The following is a 16,775-nucleotide window of genomic DNA, read 5'->3' as shown; positions in this document are numbered from 1 at the left end:
TGGACTTGACCAGGAAAAAGCGCTAAGCCTGCGACATGATAAAGAGAGCGTTGCAGGCCGCAGAGGTCGATGTCATTGATTCCGCCCTGCGGACGATTGCCTTTGGAAAACAGGGCCTTGTAGCCCTTGATCATGCCCTTCAGAATGGCCTGGGCGGCCCGTTCCGCGCAGCGGCCGAGCTGATCGGTGGCATCAGCGGTCGTGTCATCGTGACCGGCATCGGCAAGAGCGGCCATATCGGCAAAAAGATTGCTGCAAGCTTTGCCTCGACAGGAACGCCAGCCTTCTTCGTGCATCCGGTCGAAGCAAACCACGGCGATCTCGGCATGATTGCGCCCGGCGATGTCGTGCTGGCGCTGTCCTGGAGCGGCGAGACCGCCGAGTTGCAGGGGATCGTATCGTTCACCCGTCGCTTTTCTATTCCTTTGATCGCACTCACGTCTGGTGAGGTCTCAGCGCTTGGCAGAGCGGCAGATGTCGTTCTGCTTCTGCCGAAGGAACAGGAAGCCTGTCCGCACGGGCTGGCTCCAACCACCTCCACGCTGATGCAGCTTGCGATGGGCGATGCACTTGCTGTTGCGCTGCTGGAAGCGCGCGGTTTTTCGGCAACCGATTTCCGCGTCTATCATCCTGGCGGCAAGCTCGGCGCCATGCTGTCGCATGTCAGCGACCTCATGCATGTCGGCGACAGCATTCCGTTGGTGCGCCAGGGCGTGCTGATGCCGGAAGCGGTGCAGGAACTGTCGCGCAAGCGGTTCGGCTGCGTCGGTGTTACCGATGATGAGGGCCGGCTTGTCGGCGTCGTCACCGATGGCGACATTGCGCGCCATCTCGATGTCGACCTGACGAAGATGCCCGTGGACGAGGTCATGACCGTGCGCCCGAAGACTGTCGGCAAGGATACGCTGGCGACTGCGGCTCTTGCGCTTCTCAACCAGTACAGTATCGGTGCACTTCTCGTCGTCGGCGAAGATCAGCGCCCGATCGGCATCGTCCATTTCCACGATCTGCTGCGCGTCGGCGTCGCCTGAAACCCATCTGAGTTTCAGGTTGGACGCAAGACGGTGGCGGTTGCTTCGACGCGAAGATCGCGGCCATTTGATTCGATGATCACCACCTGAGTGCCGGCCGGCAGGTCCGGCCCGATGATCGACCACCACGTATCATCAAGCCTGATCCGTCCGTGACCTTCCGCGATCGGCTCGTGCAGCGTTGCGGTGCGCCCGACGAGGCTTTCGCCACGCCGGTTGAGGTTCGGCTGATCGCTCTCGCCGCCACGGCCGGAATAGAAGCGACGCCCAACCACCGCCAATCCGACCGCTAGCACGGCAAACAGCAGAAGCTGCACCTGCCAGGTCCAGATGCCGGTATCCCAGAGTGCCAGAGACAGCGCGCCGATGATGATGGCAGCAAGCCCGATCCAGATCAGGAAGGCACCGGGAACGGCCAGTTCTGCTGCGAGCAGGACGAGGCCGAGGAGCCACCAGCTCCACGAGCCGAGGCTGCGTACCAGATCGATGATCATTGCAGCCTCATTTGTCGGAGGAGGGCGTATAGGGCGGGATGACAGCGGTCACGCTGGGCGTGCTGCGGGTGGTGCGCGAAGGCTGGCCGGGTTGCGTGCGGGGCGCTGCCGGGGCAGGGCCGTCGCCATTTCCGAAGACTTCCTTGGCGATGGCGCCGATGCCGCCGAGCGAACCGATCAGCGACGAGGCTTCAAGCGGCATGAGCACGATCTTGGAATTGTTCGCCTTGCCGATCTCGACCAGAGCTTCGGTATATTTCTGCGCCACGAAGTAGTTGATCGCCTGCACGTTGCCGGAGGCGATTGCTTCGGAGACGACCTGCGTCGCGCGCGCTTCGGCTTCTGCCAGACGCTCGCGCGCCTCGGCATCGCGGAACGCTGCTTCGCGTTCGCCTTCGGCCTGCAGCACAGCTGCCTGTTTCGCGCCCTCGGCCCGCAGGATCTGCGCGTTGCGTGAGCCTTCGGCCTCGAGGATCTGGGCGCGCTTCTCGCGCTCCGCCTTCATCTGGCGGCCCATCGATTGCACGAGGTCTGCCGGCGGCTGGATGTCCTTGATCTCGACGCGGGTGACCTTGATGCCCCAGGGATGAACCGCCTGGTCGACGACGCGCAGCAGCCGTTCGTTGATGACTTCGCGGTTGGACAACAGCTCGTCGAGGTCCATCGAACCCATGACCGAGCGAATATTTGTCATCGTGAGGTTCTGGATGGCGAGCTGGAGATTGGTGATCTGGTAGGCGGCCTGCGCGGCGTTGAGCACCTGATAGAAGGCGACGGCATCGGCCGAAACGCTGGCATTGTCCCGGGTAATGACTTCCTGGGTGGGAATATCAAGCACCTGTTCCATGACGTTCATCCGCGCGCCGATGCGCTCGATGAACGGTGTCAGGATATTGAGGCCCGGCTCCAGCGTGCGCGTGTAGCGGCCAAACCGCTCGACGGTGTAGTTATAGCCCTGCGGCACGGTCTTCACGAGGGCAAAGAGCAGGAGTATCGCGAGGATTACGATACCGATGACAAAATAGTCGAAACCGTCCAGGCTCATGAAGAGGCCTCCTGCCCAATAAATTGCGTTCGTTTCATACCCGACAACCCTAGAGATGTGCGGAGGTGTTCACAAGCGCATGTTCTTGCACTAGAAACCGCCGGACACACGGGTCGCAGCCTACCCCGACAAAACAAGGACCAAAACCATGAAGACCATCGTCGTCTGTTCCGGCGGACTGGATTCCGTTTCGCTTGCCCACAAGATTGATGCCGAGCAGGATTTGATCGGGCTCGTCTCGTTCGACTACGGCCAGCGGCACCGGAAGGAACTCGACTATGCCGCGGCTTGCGCGACGCGGCTGGGTGTACCCCACCAGATCATCGATATGCGCTCGATCGGAAGCCAGCTGACCGGATCGGCGCTGACGGACGATCTCGACGTGCCTGACGGCCATTACGCTGAGGAAACCATGCGCGTCACCGTCGTGCCGAACCGCAACGCGATCATGCTGGCGGTCGCGTTCGGCGTGGCGGCGGCACAGAGCGCGGATGCGGTGGCGATTGCCGTCCATGGCGGCGACCATTTCATCTATCCCGATTGCCGGCCGGGCTTTATCGACGCGTTCCAGACGATGCAGGATCATGCGCTCGACGGATACGCCTCGGTGCGGCTGCTGGCGCCTTATGTGAATGGGTCGAAGGCCGATATCGTCACCGACGGCGCGAAGCATGGCACACCGTTCGGCGACACCTGGTCCTGCTACAAGGGTGGCGAAAACCATTGCGGCCGGTGCGGCACCTGCGTCGAGCGTCGCGAAGCGTTTCATCTCGCTGGCGTCGCGGATCCGACCGAGTATGAGGATGCCGATTTCTGGAAGGCTGCAACCGACGGGTTTCGCGCCGACGAAGTGCGGTAAGCGCTATTCGGCGTAGATCATCTTTTTCGTCATGCCGCCATCGAGGGTCAGGACCTGGCCGGTCATGAAGCCGGCACCCGTCAGATAGAGGACGGCGTCGGCAATGTCCTTCGGGCGACCGACGCGGCCGACCGGATGCTGTGCGTGGTCTTCCTCGCTCAGCGTCGTCTCATTGGTGATCCAGCCCGGCGCGATGGCATTGACCCGGATTTTCGGGCCAAGGCTGATCGCAAGTGCGTGGGTGAAGGCGACCAATGCGCCCTTGGACGCGGCATAGGCTTCCGTATCCGGTTCCGACATTAAGGCGCGTGTCGACACCATGTTCACGATGGATCCGCCTGATGACATCAGCGGAACTGCAGCGCGGGTCATCAGGAAGGCGCCCGTCAGATGGCTATCGGTCACGCGGCGCCAGTCGGCCAGCGACAGCTGCGCAATCGGGCCATGGTTCGGGCTGGCGATGCCGGCATTGTTGACGAGCAGGTCGAGACTGTGCCAGCCGAGTAGCGCAAAGGCTTCCTCGACCGAGGTTTCGTCGGAGACATCGCAGAGAACGGGCTGAACGCCCTTCGGAACATCAGCCGTTTCGCTGAAGTCGAACGAGGCGACCTCGAAACCGTGGTCGGCCAGATCAGTGCAGATCCCGCTTCCGATCAGGCCGGCACCGCCGGTAACGATGGCTCGCTTCATCGCGATCTCCCTAAAGCTCAGACCCAGCCCTGCAACTCGCGACGAACCACCGTCTCAAGCACGTTGATGCCGTCGACGCTGTCGTTGAGGCAGGGAATATGGACGAAATTCTCGCCGCCATGGTGCATGAAGATCTCGCCAGCCTCGCCGGCAATTTCCTCAAGCGTTTCCAGGCAGTCGGAGACGAAGCCGGGGTTCATGATGGCAACGCGCTTGATGCCTTCGGCGGCAAGCGTTTCCATCGTCTTGTCGGTATAGGGCTGCAGCCATTCCTCGGGCCCGAAGCGCGACTGGAAGGTCAGGCGCAACTGCTTCTCGGTATAGCCGAGCTCTTCGCGCAGCAACCGTGCGGTCTTGTAGCAGAAACAGTGATAGGGGTCGCCGGCCTTGAAATAGGACTGCGGAATGCCGTGGAAAGAGGTGATCAGCAGCTGCGGTTCCCACTCGAGCGTCGACAGCGTCTGGCGAACGGAATTGGCCAGCGCCACGATATAGGCGGGGTCATCGTGATAGGTTGGCACCGTGCGCAAGGCCGGCTGCCAGCGCTGCTTCATCAGGTATTCGAACGCCTTGTCGTTGACGGTCGCCGTCGTTGCAGCCGCGTATTGCGGGTAAAGAGGAAACAGCAGGATCCGGTCGCAGCCCTGCGCCTTCAGCGCGTCCATGCGCTCGGCGATGGAGGGCTTTCCGTAGCGCATGCCCCAGTCGACCACGACGTTTGGCAGATCGGCCAGACGCTCGGCCATTTTCTCGCCCTGGCTGCGGGTGTAGGTGCGCAGATAGCTCTCGTCGAGATCCTTGTTCCAGATCTCCTCATAGGCCTTGCCGACCTTCTGCGGGCGCTTGTTGAGGACGATGCCGTAGAGGATCGGATACCAGAACAGCCGCGACCATTCGATCACGCGCTTGTCGGACAGGAATTCGGCGAGATAACGCCGCATCGACCAGTAGTCCGTGCCGTCGGGCGTGCCGAGGTTGACGAGCAGGACGCCAACTTTGCCGAAGGTAACCTTCGGATGACCGGTGGGCAGTTTTGAGGGCACGATATTCATGCGGTCACTTCCGATCGGGTTCGACCGCAGGATGCGGCCGGAGGATTGTCTGGCTCTATTTAGAAACAATCAACGGCCCGGGGAAGCCCCGAGCCGTCGGTTGCATCAGGACAAATTGTCCCGCTTTCGATTTTATCTGGCCGGCAGTTCCAGCTCCTTGCCGATCTGGATGACATCCGGGTTGCGAAGGCTGTTGGCCTTGGAGATGTCCATCCACTTCTCGCCGTCGCCATAGGTGCTTTCGGCGATCTTCCACAGCGAGTCACCCTTGACCACGGTGTATTTGCTCGGGCCAGCAGGAGCCGGGGACGCCGTCGTGGCCGGTGCAGGGGTGGCTGGTGCAGGTGCGGCTGGTGCAGGTGCTGCCGGTTCCGTTGTCATGGGCACGGGGGCGGCTGGAGCCGCTGGTGCAGGAGCCGGTGCTGCTGGTGCGGGGGTCGCAGGTGCCGGGGTTGCCGGTGCCGCTGGCGCCGGTGTGGCCGGAGCAGGAGTAGCCGGAGTGGCCGGGGCGGGAGTAGCCGGGGCAGAGGGGGCAGGAGTGGCAGGAGCTTGGGCCGTCGTTGCCGGTGCAGCCGGTGCGGGAGTTGTAGCAGGCGCCGGAGCAGGAGTTGCGGCAGGCGCCGGAGCAGGCGTTGCAGCCGGTGCCGGTGCCGGGGCGGCAGCTGCCTTCGGTAACGGCTTGTAGTCTGCCGGTGTCAGGTCGGTGATGCGGCCATCGGTATAGGGCTTGTAGGGGCTGTTGGCCGAGATGTAGTCGGCAACGGCGTTTTCGAGGTTGGGTCCGAAGTCGTAGGCGTTGACGGCCGCGGTGTTGAAGATCTTGTAGCCGTCGCCGCCGGTGCGGACGTAGTTGTTGGTAACGACGCCGTATGTCTTGTTCGGGTCGATCGGAACGAAGGCCTCGCCTTCCTTGACCTGAACGTCGCTGATGCGGCTGCCGCTCGACTTCGACCGGTCGAAGGAGAACTTCATGCCTGCCACCTGCGGGAAGCGACCGGCGCCGTCGTCGATCTGGCTGACGCCGTTTTCAAGGGCGGTGACGACATCCGAGCCTTTCAGCTGGAAGGTTGCGATCGTGTTCTGGAACGGCAGGACGGTAAGGATTTCGCCCATCGTCACTTCGCCGGAATCGATCGAGGCACGCAGGCCGCCGCCGTTCTGGATGGAGAGCGTGATGCCCTGATCCTTGACGCGGTCAAGCTGTGCATCGGCAAGCAGGTTGCCCATCGTGCATTCCTTGGCGCGGCAGTTGAGGCGATCGCCATCGATGACGCCTTCGGTCGAGCCGACGACCTTCTTCTTGATCTCTTCGAGCGGGCCGCCGAGTTCCTTGACCTTGGCGACAAACGCCGCGTCCTGCGGAACGCTGGAATCGAGCAGCTTCGGTGCCCCCGCTGAAGACCTCACGACGCCGTTGTCATCAAACACGACGGAGAGATCACCGAGATACTTGGAGTAGGCGTAGGAGGTCACGATCGGAATATCGACGCCGGCAGGGCTTTTGACGATGGTCGGGTAGGGGCCGGATGCCTTGGGATCGGTGCTGGACAGGTAGGTATGGCTGTGGCCGCCGACGATCACGTCGATGCCGGCAACGGCTGCCGCGATTTCCTTGTCCTTGACGTAGCCGACATGGGAGAGGAGCACGATCTTGTTGATGCCCTGCGACTGAAGGTCCGCTACGGCATTCTTCACATAGGTGATCTCGTCCTCGAAGGTGATGTCGGGACCCGGCGAAGAGGTCTCGCTCGTATCTTTCGCGAGAACGGAGACGATGGCAACACGCTGGCCGCCGAAATCCTTGATCACGTAACCCTTGTACTTGTCGGCCAGCGGTGTTCCAGCCTTGGCGATGGTATTGCCGGAAATGATCGGAAACTTCAGCGCGGTAATGAACTTCAGCAGTTCCTGCGGGCCATCGTCGAACTCGTGGTTGCCGATCGCCATCGCATCGAAGCCGATGCCGTTCATGAATTCGGCAACGGGTGCGCTCTTGTAGGTGCTGTAAAAGAGCGAACCCTGAAACTGGTCACCGGCGTCGAGAACGAGAACGTTCTTGCCCTGCAACTCGCTGCGGCGGGCGTCGATGGCCGACTTCATGCGCGCGATGCCACCGAAGCATTCGTTCTTTTCGGTCTCGGCCGGCGTGCAGGTGGAATCGTATTTGTTGATCGGCTCGATACGGGAATGCAGGTCGTTGATGTGGAGAATGTTGAGTTCGAAGTCGGCCATCGCGACGCCGCTCGAAAGGGCAATGACCGATGCGGTCACGATCCCCAATCCGATAGTTCTCATCATCATCTCTCTCCTTTTATGATTGCGCGCGTGTGGGCGTGCATGTTCCCGATTTTTGTATCACGCCATGGTGACGATCGTTGTGCAGCGCATGTTTTCACCAAGCAAAACTGGTTTCAAGGTAAATGTGACAAGGCCGGAGCTATTCGCCCTCGCGCACAACGCGAAAGGCCCCGCATCAAGCGAGGCCCTCCCTAACTCTGGAATGACTGTGAAGCTGGGCGATCAGCTGCGGCGGGCGAGCGAAAACTGCGCGCCGCTATCCTGCGTGCAGTTCAGCTGGCTCTGCGTGACCAACGAGCAGTTGACGCGCGACTGCGTCTTGCGCACCAGCGAGGTCATGTTGATCTCGACCAGCGTCGGCGAGAGCTTGTTATAGGTGCCGGAGGCGAGAAGCGCGTTGCTGTCGCTTGCACGGGTGTTGAACGTGCCCGCCTGGAAGGTGGAGACGATACCGTTCGGATCGACCCATGCACCCTCGACGCCCTGCGGCTGCACTGGTGCTGATACCATGCGTGGCGGCGGAGAAGAGACGCAGGCCGTGAGGCTGGCTGCCGCAATGAGCACGAGGCCCGTTTTGAAGTTCATGATCTGTCTCCCGCGATTCGGTCCGGCTTGTGGTCTGCAACCATGCCTTCTGGAGCCTATGTAAAGCAAGACTGCGGATTGGGAAGACTGGGGACAGGCAGGAGTTTTCGCTTTGTGAAGAACGGGCGCGGGTGTGGCTTTTATACGCTCCAGCCGGTTCTTCCCGTCATGGCCTGGAAGAGGCCGCAAGTTGCCGCCGCAAGGCGCGATCGAGGCGGGGTTCCGCGCCGCGCAAGCGGGAGAGGGCGTGGGGCCCGCGGCTGACGCGAGCCCCCTCATTGATTCCTAGCGAACCAGGATGTTCTTGAACTGCCAGGCGTCCTTTTCGTCGATGTCTTCCGGGAACAGACCCGGGCGACCTTCGAGCGGGGTCCAGTCGGTGTAGTGGCCTTCGACCGGGCCGAGATACGGCATCTGCACTTCGAGGCAGCGCTTGTAATCCACCTCGTCGGCTTCGACGATGCCGGCCTTCGGGTTTTCGAGCGCCCAGACCATGCCGGCGAGAACCGCCGAAGTTACCTGCAGACCGGTTGCGTTCTGGTAAGGCGCGATGCGGCGGGTTTCTTCCAGCGACAGGCGCGAGCCGAACCAGTAGGCATTCTTCTCGTGACCGTAGAGCAGCACACCGAGTTCATCGACACCGTCTTCCAGTTCATGCTCGTCGAGCACGTGCAGGACGGGCTGCTGAGTGCCGCCATTGCCGAACATTTCGTGCAGCGACAGAACCGCGTCATTGGCCGGGTGATAGGCATAGTGGCAGGTCGGACGGTAGACGACTTCGCCGTCCTTTTCGACGGTGAAATAGTCGGCGATCGAGATCGACTCGTTGTGGGTGACGAGGAAACCGTATTGCGGACCCGGCGTCGGGCACCAGGTGCGAACGCGGGTGTTGGCGCCCGGCTGTTCGAGGTAGATTGCGGCCTGGCAGCCCTTCTTGTGCTTCTTGGCGTTCTTCGGCATCCAGTTTTCGTGGGTGCCCCAACCGAGTTCGGCCGGCTGCAGACCTTCCGAGATGAAGCCTTCGACAGACCACGTGTTCCAGAACACGTTGAGCGGCTTGGGGTTCTTGGTGCGCTGGGTGTCGCGCTCGGCAATGTGAACGCCCTTGACGCCCAGCTTCTTCATCAGCTTGGCCCAGCCTTCGCGGTCGTGCTGGTCCGGCTCGTCGAATTTGAGGCCGGTGTCGTTGGCAAGGTTGACCAGCGCCTGCTTGACGAACCAGGAAACCATGCCCGGGTTTGCGCCGCAGGTGGAAACGGCCGTGGTGCCGCCCGGGTTCTTCTTCTTCTCATGGCGCACGGTCTCGCGCAGCGCATAGTTGGTGCGCTCGGAGTTCTTCATGCTCTTGTCGAAATAGAAGCCGAGCCAGGGTTCGACGACGGTGTCGATATAGAGAACGTCGAGCTTGCGGCACATCTTCATCAGGTCGAGCGAGCCCGTGTCGACCGACAGGTTGACGCAGAAGCCCTGGCCTTCGCCTTCGGTCAGAAGCGGCTTCAGCAGCTCCTTGTAGTTTTCCTTGGTGACATGGTCTTTGATGTGACGGATGCCGTGCTTCTTGAGGATCTCCATGTCGGAGGGCTCTTCGCGCGGGTCGATAACCACCATCCGGCTCTTGTCGAACTTGAAATGGCGTTCGATCAACGGCAGCGTGCCGCGGCCGATCGATCCGAAACCGATCATCACGATCGGACCGGTGATTTCGCCATATACCGGATAGGTCTCGTCTTTCATCGTATTCTCCCTATGGGTCGACTGCTCTTCCACCGCCGCAGCCTGCGTTTTGCAGGCGTAACGGACCCGTGTGACATGCATCTGATGCCCGGCCTAGATCACAAAATTTCGTCACAATAAAGGGGTCGCGTTTGAGGCGTACGGTGGAATAACGGTCCCGAGGTTGTTTTCGCCCGACCGGCGCGCCGGCCGCCCAAAATGTGGTTTCCGCTCGGTTGGTCCGTTTTGCGTGGATAATGCTAAATCTAGCACCTGTCCCTTGGATCCGTTTTCGCGCACCCTAAAATCTGCTGGGAACGACCAGGGGAATGTCATGTTGAAATTCGGTTTGCGTTTGTCGCCGAATAGGTCAGGGCGCGGGGGCATCGGGGCGATCGTGGTGCCGTCGAAGCTTAGCAGGATCCGGCGCGGCAATGCGTCGATGGCACGTGCTTTTCCGGCGTGGGGATTGTGGGTCGTGTTCTGGCTGGTGCTGGCGCTTGGGTGCACCATGGCGGTGGCTGTCGCCCGGTCGCCTGCCTGACATCACTCATCTGGTCCTTTGCAGGTGATCCACCAGAGCGCGCAGTTTTGGTGCCATGTTCCGCCTGCTCGGATAGTAGAGATAGAAGCCCGGAAACCACGGGCTGAATTCTTCGAGCACCGGCACCAGCTCGCCCGTGGCGATCGCCGGGCGGAAGCTCTCTTCCATGCCGAAGCTGATGCCCGCACCGGCAATGGCCAGGCGAACCATCAGCGCCATGTCGGTCGTGGTGATCGTGTCAGAAACGGCGACCGAGAATTCCTTGCCGTCTTGCGAAAACTCCCAGCGATAGGGCGCCTGATGGAGGGAGGCCCGCCAGCCGATGCAACGGTGAACGCCAAGTTCGCGTGGGTGAGCCGGGGTGCCGTAGCCTTTGAGGTAGCCCGGCGAGGCGACGGCGATCTGGCGCTGGTTTCCGGAAACCGGCACGGCGATCATGTCCTGCGCGATGACTTCGCCGAGCCTCACGCCCGCATCATAGCCCTCCGCAACGATATCGAATTCTTCGTCGGTCACAGTGATATGCAATGTCACCTCCGGATGTTCCTCGGAGAAGGACGCGAGCACGGGGCCGGATAGAAAGCTCTCGGCAATCGAGGAGACCGCAAGGTTCAGGCGGCCGCGCGGACGTCCGTGCAGGTTTGCTGCCGCCTCGGTGGCGCTGCGCATCTCCGACAGCGCTGGCGCAACCTCGGAATAGAGCCGCTCGCCCGCCTCCGTCAGGGCAACGCTGCGGGTGGTGCGTGCAACGAGCGCGATGCCGAGCGTCTCTTCCAACCGGCGGATCGTCTGGCTGACGGCCGAGCGGGTGACGCCGAGGCGGTCGGCGGCGGCACGAAAGCTTTTTTCTTCTGCAACCAGCGTGAAGACCGCGAGCGCATTGTAATCAGTCAGCATTGGTTAGAATTCCTTGCCACTGTGGAAACAACTGGGCGGCTTATCGCGACAATGGAGGAGGAATAGGGTCCTTGCAATCCGCAGGCAAGCGGAGAGCAAAGGAGCTAATCACATGGACAAGGTTGTTCTCATCACCGGCGCATCGAGCGGGATCGGTGCAGGTATCGCCCGCGAACTGGCAAAAGCCGGGGCGGCACTGATGCTGGGCGCCCGCCGCACCGACCGGCTGGAGGAGCTCGCCCGGGAACTCCGGGACTTGGGCGCCAAGGTCGCGACACGCAGGCTTGACGTCACCGATCGCGCCGATGTGGCGGCATTTGCGCAGGCGGCGGTGGCGGAATTCGGCCGGGTCGACGTGATCGTCAACAATGCGGGCGTCATGCCGCTATCGCTGATGTCTTCGCTCAAGGTCGACGAGTGGGACCGGATGATCGACGTGAATATCAAGGGCGTGCTCTACGGCATCGCCGCCGTACTGCCGCAGATGACGGCGCAGGGCTCAGGCCAGATCATCAATATCGCATCGGTCGGCGCTCTCAGTGTTTCACCCACGGCTGCAGTCTATTGCGCCACCAAATATGCGGTGCGGGCGATTTCCGACGGCTTGCGGCAGGAGCATGACAACCTGCGCGTCACCTGCATCCATCCGGGTGTGGTGGAAAGCGAGCTTGCCGATACCATCACCGATGCCGTGGCTGCCGAGGCCATGAAGACCTACCGCGCCATTGCCCTGAAGCCGGATGCGATCGGTCGCGCCGTGCGCTTCGCGATCGAGCAGCCCGACGATGTCGATGTGAATGAGATTGTCGTTCGCCCGACGCGGGCGCAGTGAAGGGTACGGCTGCCATGAACCGCCGCCATCTCCTCCTCGTTGCCGCCGCGTCTTTCGGCGCGGCGCTTCCCTCCCGTGCAGAGGACATCATGGACAACAAGATCCAACCCGCGAGTCATCCCTACGTCGGAATGTGGGTAACGGCAGACGGACATATCCGCCACGAGCTGCAGCAAGATAACCGCTATGATGAAGCACGCGGCTCTCGCAAAAGCGCGTATCAGGGCCGGTATCTCGTCACCGGCGATCACATCGAGTATTGGGACGATACCGGGTTCACCGCCGATGGCGACTTCATCGACGGCGTGCTGCATCATGCGGGCATGGTGCTTTACCGGGAACAGTAGGGGCTTCGCTTCAGACCAGTTCGGCCCGGATCAGGCCGCGCAGGGAATTGCCGACGAAGAGGCGTTTCCCGGCAAGGTCGGTCTGTTTCACAAGGCCAGACTTGGCGCGGCCCTCGCGGATCAGATCGCCGCGCAGGATCCCCGCAAGCAGACCGGATGAGATCGGCGGTGTCGTCAGCGTGCCGTAGGCCTGCTCCACGAAGAGATTGGTGCGCGTGCCTTCGCAGACCTCTGCGCGTTCGTTGAGCAGGATCACCTCGTCCACGTCTTCAGAGAATTCGGCGCGGGCGGCGTCATAGACTTCGCGGCGCGATGTCTTGTGGCGATACATCGGATCATCCGAGGGCAGGCGCGTCTGCGCGATCCCGATCCGCCAGATCGCATCCTTGGCAACGGGCGCGAACGGCGTGGCGACGATCTCGACCTTGCCGCGGAACGTCATTTCCAGCCGCACGCGAAGCGGCGTCTCTCCTTCGACCGAGGCCTGGAGCTGTTTCATCAGGTCTGGCGGGGCCGGGCGAAAGCCCAGGGCATCGGCCGAACGGTTCAGCCGACGCAAATGCTGGTCGATCCGGGTAAAACCGGAACCCGGCTCCCAGCGCATGGTTTCGATCAGCGAAAGATCCACCGGTTTTGCACCGCGACCCTTGGCCTTCACAGACATCGCAACCCCTCCGACCTGCGTTTGACCGTCCGTTGATCAGACAGCCTTGTCCAAAGCTTCCAACTCGTCGATCAGACCTTCGATCATCGACAGGCCCTTCGACCAGAAGGACGGATCGGTGGCATCTAGGCCGAATGGCTTGAGCAATTCCGAATGATGCTTGGTGCCGCCTGCCTTCAGAAGGTCGAAATACTTGTCCTGGAAGCCGGGTGCGGCGTTCTGGTAGACCGCGTAGAGCGAGTTCACCAGGCAGTCGCCGAAGGCATAGGCATAGACGTAGAAGGGCGAATGGATGAAGTGGGGGATATAGGTCCACCACGTCTCGTAGCCTTCCGAGATCCGGATTGCCGGGCCGAGGCTCTCGTTCTGGACGGACAGCCACAGTTCGCCGATCTGCTCCGACGTCAGTTCGCCCTGCTTGCGGGCCGTGTGGATCTTGCGCTCGAACTGGTAGAAGGCGATCTGGCGGACGACCGTATTTATCATATCCTCCACCTTCTGGGCGAGCATCGCCTTGCGTTCGCGCTTGTCCCTGGTCTTTTCCAAGAGTGCCCGGAACGTCAGCATCTCGCCGAACACGGAGGCGGTTTCGGCAAGCGTCAGCGGTGTCTGGCACATCAGCGCGCCCTGGCCGCCGGCGAGAACCTGATGCACGCCGTGGCCAAGCTCATGGGCAAGCGTCATCACGTCGCGCGGCTTACCCATATAGTTGACGAGAACGTAAGGGTGCGCAGACGGCACGACCGGATGCGCGAACGCGCCCGGTGCCTTGCCGGGCCGTGCCGGCGCGTCGATCCATTCCTCGTCGAAGAAGCGGCCGGCGATGGCGGCCATCTCGGGCGAGAAGGCGCCGTAGGCGGATAATACGGTGTCCTTTGCTTCCGGCCAGGAAATGAGGCCCTTCGGCGTTTCCGGCAGCGGCGCGTTGCGGTCCCAGTAGTTCAGCTGGTCGACGCCGAGCCATTTCGCTTTCATCGCGTAATAGCGGTGCGACAGGCGCGGATAGGCTTGCGTGACAGCTTCTGAAAGCGCGTCGACGACCTCGCGTTCGACACGGTTCGCCAGGTGACGGCTGTCGGCGATATCCTCAAAGCCGCGCCAGCGGTCGGAAATTTCCTTGTCCTTGGCGAGCGTGTTGGTGATCAACGTGAAGACGCGCAGGTTTTCGCCAAAGGTTTTCGACAGTGCTACGGCCGCCTTGGCGCGGGTTTCCGGCTCGGGCTCTACCAGCATGTTGAGCGTGATTTCGAGCGGTTGTTTTTCGCCGTCCACCTCGAAGCGCAGCTCCGACATGGTTTCGTCGAACAGGCGGTTGAAGGCTGCGGCCGACGTCATCGACTTTTCGAGAAAGAGCTGCTCGAGCTTGTCGTCCAGCTGGAAGGGCTTGTCCATTCTCAAGTCCACCAGCCAGGGGCGGAAATGGCCGGTTGCGGGATCGCGGTCCATCGCCGCATTGATGACCGCATCGTCGATCCGGTTCAGTTCCAGCGCGAAAAACAGGAGATGCGAGGAGAGATCCGTCAGCTTTGTCTGAATGTCGCCGTAGAACTTGCCGTTTGCGGGGTTGGAAGTGTCTGAAAAATAGGTGAGGCCGGCGAACGAGCCGATCTTGCCGAGGAGGTCGTCGAGCGCGTCATATTCCGACAAGGCCTCGCCAAGTCCGCCGGCACCGGTTTTTGCGGCAGCGTCTGCAAGCTTGCCCTTCCACTTTTCCTCGAAAGCGAGCGACAGCGTGCGCGCCTTTTCCAGATCGGCCACAAATTCTGGGGCATCCTTGGCAGCGTAGAGATCGGACAATTTCCAGACTGGCAGGAGACCGAGCGCGGGGTCGGCGGGCGAAGCAGCGGGCGACGCGCCGGAAAAAGCAGGAGAGGCGGTCATGGTGTGCCAGTAACGGAAATTTCTCACGGTTTTCTCCTGTCGACGGCGATCCTGTGCCAGAACCGACTGTTTTCCCCCTCGGACGTTAAAATGCAAGCTTTTCTCAAAAGGGGATGTTCAAGCCTCTCTGACACAACTTGCAGCATAAGAGCCCATCAAGGGTGCACGATGAACGTTGCAGGAGCCGAGCATGATTGCCCATGTCCTAGTCGTAGATGACGATCCGATCCAGCGCCGCCTCTTGAAGAATGCCGTCGAACGGTTCGGACATGTCGCCCATCTCGCCGAGAACGGCCTCGTTGCTCTCGACTTTCTCCAGAACCTCAGCGGACCGGTCAATGTCATCGTGCTTGACCTGATGATGCCGGAAATGGACGGGCTGAGCTTTCTTTCAACCATCCGCAGCATGGGCATCGATACGCCCGTCATCGTGCAGACCGGCCAGGGCGGCATCGAAACGGTGGTGGAAGCCATGCGCGCCGGTGCCTTCGATTTCGTCGTCAAGCCGGTTTCGCCGGAACGGATCGGCGCGTCGATCGGCAATGCCCTCAAGGTTGGCCAGAAGGAAACCAAGTCGCGCACCGGTCGCCGCCGCGCCGGCATCGTCGGTTTCAACGATATCGTTTCGGCAAGCCCGGACATGCTGCGCGTCATCGATCTGGCCCAGCGCGCCGCGCATTCCAACATTCCGGTGGTGCTCGAAGGCGAATCGGGCGTTGGCAAGGAAATGGTGGCCCGCGCCATCCAGTCCGCCAGCGACCGCGCAGGAAAGCCATTCATCACCGTCAATTGCGGTGCCATCCCGCACAATCTTGTCGAGAGCATCCTGTTCGGTCACGAGAAGGGCGCGTTTACCGGCGCCTCCGAGCGGCACACGGGCAAGTTCGTCGAGGCTGACGGCGGCACGCTGTTCCTGGACGAGATCGGTGATCTTCCACTTGAAGTTCAGGTGAAGCTTCTGCGCGCCGTGCAGCAGGGTGAAATCGAGACGGTTGGGGCCGGCAAGGTCCAGAAGGTCAACGTGCGGCTGATTTCGGCGACCAACAAGGACCTGATCGAGGAAGTCCGGGCAGGGCGGTTCCGCGAGGACCTCTATTACCGTCTCAACGTCTTCCCCATCACCATCCCGGCGCTGCGTCGCCGCAAGGAAGACATTCCGCATCTGGTCCGGGTTTTCGCCGAGCGCTTTTCGGTGGAACAGAAGCTCGAACGCAGTGTCGGGATCAGCGCCAGCGCGATGGCACTTCTGACCGCCTACGACTGGCCGGGCAATATCCGCCAGCTGGAAAACGCGATCTTCCGCGCCGTGGTTCTGACCCAGGGCGACAAGCTGACGGACGAAGATTTCCCTCAGATTGCAGCTCAGCTGCCGGAATTCCGCAGCGAAGAATTGGCCGCGACCGGCGCTGCCGTGCAGCCTTCATCGCTCGAGATGGATCCGCGTCCGCGTCTGCGGCACGAGGCCGTTGTCGATGGTGGCTTCCCGATCCCGGTACGGTCCGCCATGCATACCCAGCCAATGCGGCCCGATCCGCGCGCGCTGCTGGCGGCCGCCTATCCGGCTTCCGACAACGTCATCGTCAGCACGGACGACACCGGCGAAGTGCGTAAACTGGCCGACGTGGAAGAAGAGCTGATCCGTTTTGCACTGAAATTTTATCGCGGACAGATGAGCCAGGTGGCGCGCAAACTCGGCATCGGACGCTCGACTCTCTACAGAAAACTCAAGGATTATGGCATCGATCCCGACGATCCGCTGAAGGAAGCGGCCTGAATCCGCGCGAAATCGGGATTTTTATGACGATAATCTTCGCGCAAGCCTCTTCCCCTAACCTTGTCAATC

At 61.5% G+C, this 16,775-nt stretch carries 15 protein-coding genes; 5 read left to right on the top strand and 10 right to left on the bottom strand.

From position 1 onward, the window contains the following. Nucleotides 1-35: 35 nt before the first annotated feature. The gene (locus tag J3A65_RS14460; RefSeq protein WP_062582344.1) at nucleotides 36-1,031 is read left to right on the top strand and encodes a KpsF/GutQ family sugar-phosphate isomerase; all 996 of its coding nucleotides are present in this window, start codon (nucleotides 36-38) and stop codon (nucleotides 1,029-1,031) included. Nucleotides 1,032-1,045: 14 nt separating this feature from the next. Here J3A65_RS14460 and J3A65_RS14455 read toward each other — a convergent pair whose 3' ends face one another. Further along, a complete protein-coding gene (locus J3A65_RS14455; protein ID WP_209901865.1) occupies nucleotides 1,046-1,525 on the bottom strand; it encodes an NfeD family protein in 480 nt (159 codons plus the stop codon). 7 nt (nucleotides 1,526-1,532) lie between these two features. After that, nucleotides 1,533-2,570, bottom strand: a complete 1,038-nt coding sequence (locus J3A65_RS14450; protein WP_092659823.1) for an SPFH domain-containing protein — start codon at nucleotides 2,568-2,570, stop codon at nucleotides 1,533-1,535. A gap of 148 nt (nucleotides 2,571-2,718) precedes the next feature. On the opposite strand from J3A65_RS14450, the gene queC reads away from it, so the two are divergent. After that, nucleotides 2,719-3,429, top strand: coding sequence for a 7-cyano-7-deazaguanine synthase QueC (gene queC / locus J3A65_RS14445; protein ID WP_209901862.1), 711 nt, complete (start codon nucleotides 2,719-2,721; stop codon nucleotides 3,427-3,429). Nucleotides 3,430-3,432: 3 nt separating this feature from the next. Here queC and J3A65_RS14440 read toward each other — a convergent pair whose 3' ends face one another. The 6 genes from J3A65_RS14440 to J3A65_RS14415 all read right to left on the bottom strand — a co-directional run bounded on the left by J3A65_RS14440 (nucleotide 3,433) and on the right by J3A65_RS14415 (nucleotide 11,208). Beyond that, on the bottom strand, nucleotides 3,433-4,119 hold the full coding sequence (locus J3A65_RS14440) for an SDR family oxidoreductase (RefSeq protein ID WP_209901860.1): 687 nt from the start codon (nucleotides 4,117-4,119) through the stop codon (nucleotides 3,433-3,435). Nucleotides 4,120-4,136: 17 nt separating this feature from the next. Then, nucleotides 4,137-5,171 carry a ferrochelatase gene (hemH, locus tag J3A65_RS14435; protein WP_113109760.1) on the bottom strand — a complete coding sequence of 345 codons (1,035 nt, stop codon included), beginning with the start codon at nucleotides 5,169-5,171 and terminating at the stop codon, nucleotides 4,137-4,139. 132 nt (nucleotides 5,172-5,303) lie between these two features. Beyond that, entirely contained in the window at nucleotides 5,304-7,469 is a 2,166-nt protein-coding gene (locus tag J3A65_RS14430) for a 5'-nucleotidase C-terminal domain-containing protein (protein WP_209903532.1), read from the bottom strand. A gap of 222 nt (nucleotides 7,470-7,691) precedes the next feature. Next, the gene (omp10, locus tag J3A65_RS14425; protein ID WP_062460929.1) at nucleotides 7,692-8,054 is read right to left on the bottom strand and encodes an outer membrane lipoprotein Omp10; all 363 of its coding nucleotides are present in this window, start codon (nucleotides 8,052-8,054) and stop codon (nucleotides 7,692-7,694) included. Between the two features lie 285 nt (nucleotides 8,055-8,339). Continuing rightward, nucleotides 8,340-9,788: a homospermidine synthase gene (locus tag J3A65_RS14420; protein ID WP_062460925.1), complete on the bottom strand. Its 1,449-nt coding sequence runs from the start codon at nucleotides 9,786-9,788 to the stop codon at nucleotides 8,340-8,342. Nucleotides 9,789-10,317: 529 nt separating this feature from the next. Then, on the bottom strand, nucleotides 10,318-11,208 hold the full coding sequence (locus J3A65_RS14415) for a LysR family transcriptional regulator (protein ID WP_209901858.1): 891 nt from the start codon (nucleotides 11,206-11,208) through the stop codon (nucleotides 10,318-10,320). Nucleotides 11,209-11,320: 112 nt separating this feature from the next. On the opposite strand from J3A65_RS14415, the gene J3A65_RS14410 reads away from it, so the two are divergent. Continuing rightward, nucleotides 11,321-12,040 (top strand): SDR family oxidoreductase, encoded by a 720-nt coding sequence (locus tag J3A65_RS14410; RefSeq protein WP_209901856.1) that lies wholly within the window; start codon nucleotides 11,321-11,323, stop codon nucleotides 12,038-12,040. Nucleotides 12,041-12,129: 89 nt separating this feature from the next. Then, entirely contained in the window at nucleotides 12,130-12,387 is a 258-nt protein-coding gene (locus J3A65_RS14405; protein ID WP_245341684.1) for an Atu4866 domain-containing protein, read from the top strand. 10 nt (nucleotides 12,388-12,397) lie between these two features. On the opposite strand, the gene J3A65_RS14400 is transcribed toward J3A65_RS14405, so the two are convergent. Next, on the bottom strand, nucleotides 12,398-13,051 hold the full coding sequence (locus J3A65_RS14400) for an aminotransferase class IV family protein (RefSeq protein ID WP_209901852.1): 654 nt from the start codon (nucleotides 13,049-13,051) through the stop codon (nucleotides 12,398-12,400). 36 nt (nucleotides 13,052-13,087) lie between these two features. Further along, entirely contained in the window at nucleotides 13,088-14,932 is a 1,845-nt protein-coding gene (locus J3A65_RS14395; protein WP_209903530.1) for a M3 family oligoendopeptidase, read from the bottom strand. 190 nt (nucleotides 14,933-15,122) lie between these two features. Between J3A65_RS14395 and J3A65_RS14390 the strand changes: the two genes are divergently transcribed. Further along, entirely contained in the window at nucleotides 15,123-16,706 is a 1,584-nt protein-coding gene (locus J3A65_RS14390; RefSeq protein ID WP_113167694.1) for a sigma-54 dependent transcriptional regulator, read from the top strand. Nucleotides 16,707-16,775: the final 69 nt, after the last annotated feature.

The organism is Rhizobium sp. PvP014, assembly GCF_017876855.1.
In the GTDB taxonomy this organism is placed as follows: Bacteria; Pseudomonadota; Alphaproteobacteria; order Rhizobiales; family Rhizobiaceae; genus Neorhizobium; species Neorhizobium soli.
Note: the sequence above shows the minus strand (reverse complement) of the source record. Positions and strands in the feature narration are given on the sequence as shown.

Excerpts from the sequence above, each read along its gene's own strand:
- J3A65_RS14455 (WP_209901865.1), bottom strand. The coding sequence starts at position 1,525 with ATGATCATCGATCTGGTACGCAGCCTCGGCTCGTGGAGCTGGTGGCTC.
- J3A65_RS14390 (WP_113167694.1), top strand. The coding sequence starts at position 15,123 with ATGATTGCCCATGTCCTAGTCGTAGATGACGATCCGATCCAGCGCCGC.
- J3A65_RS14420 (WP_062460925.1), bottom strand. The coding sequence starts at position 9,788 with ATGAAAGACGAGACCTATCCGGTATATGGCGAAATCACCGGTCCGATC.
- J3A65_RS14410 (WP_209901856.1), top strand. The coding sequence starts at position 11,321 with ATGGACAAGGTTGTTCTCATCACCGGCGCATCGAGCGGGATCGGTGCA.
- J3A65_RS14415 (WP_209901858.1), bottom strand. The coding sequence starts at position 11,208 with ATGCTGACTGATTACAATGCGCTCGCGGTCTTCACGCTGGTTGCAGAA.
- omp10 (WP_062460929.1), bottom strand. The coding sequence starts at position 8,054 with ATGAACTTCAAAACGGGCCTCGTGCTCATTGCGGCAGCCAGCCTCACG.
- J3A65_RS14430 (WP_209903532.1), bottom strand. The coding sequence starts at position 7,469 with ATGATGAGAACTATCGGATTGGGGATCGTGACCGCATCGGTCATTGCC.
- J3A65_RS14395 (WP_209903530.1), bottom strand. The coding sequence starts at position 14,932 with ATGACCGCCTCTCCTGCTTTTTCCGGCGCGTCGCCCGCTGCTTCGCCC.
- J3A65_RS14460 (WP_062582344.1), top strand. The coding sequence starts at position 36 with ATGATAAAGAGAGCGTTGCAGGCCGCAGAGGTCGATGTCATTGATTCC.
- J3A65_RS14400 (WP_209901852.1), bottom strand. The coding sequence starts at position 13,051 with ATGTCTGTGAAGGCCAAGGGTCGCGGTGCAAAACCGGTGGATCTTTCG.
- queC (WP_209901862.1), top strand. The coding sequence starts at position 2,719 with ATGAAGACCATCGTCGTCTGTTCCGGCGGACTGGATTCCGTTTCGCTT.
- hemH (WP_113109760.1), bottom strand. The coding sequence starts at position 5,171 with ATGAATATCGTGCCCTCAAAACTGCCCACCGGTCATCCGAAGGTTACC.
- J3A65_RS14440 (WP_209901860.1), bottom strand. The coding sequence starts at position 4,119 with ATGAAGCGAGCCATCGTTACCGGCGGTGCCGGCCTGATCGGAAGCGGG.
- J3A65_RS14405 (WP_245341684.1), top strand. The coding sequence starts at position 12,130 with ATGGACAACAAGATCCAACCCGCGAGTCATCCCTACGTCGGAATGTGG.
- J3A65_RS14450 (WP_092659823.1), bottom strand. The coding sequence starts at position 2,570 with ATGAGCCTGGACGGTTTCGACTATTTTGTCATCGGTATCGTAATCCTC.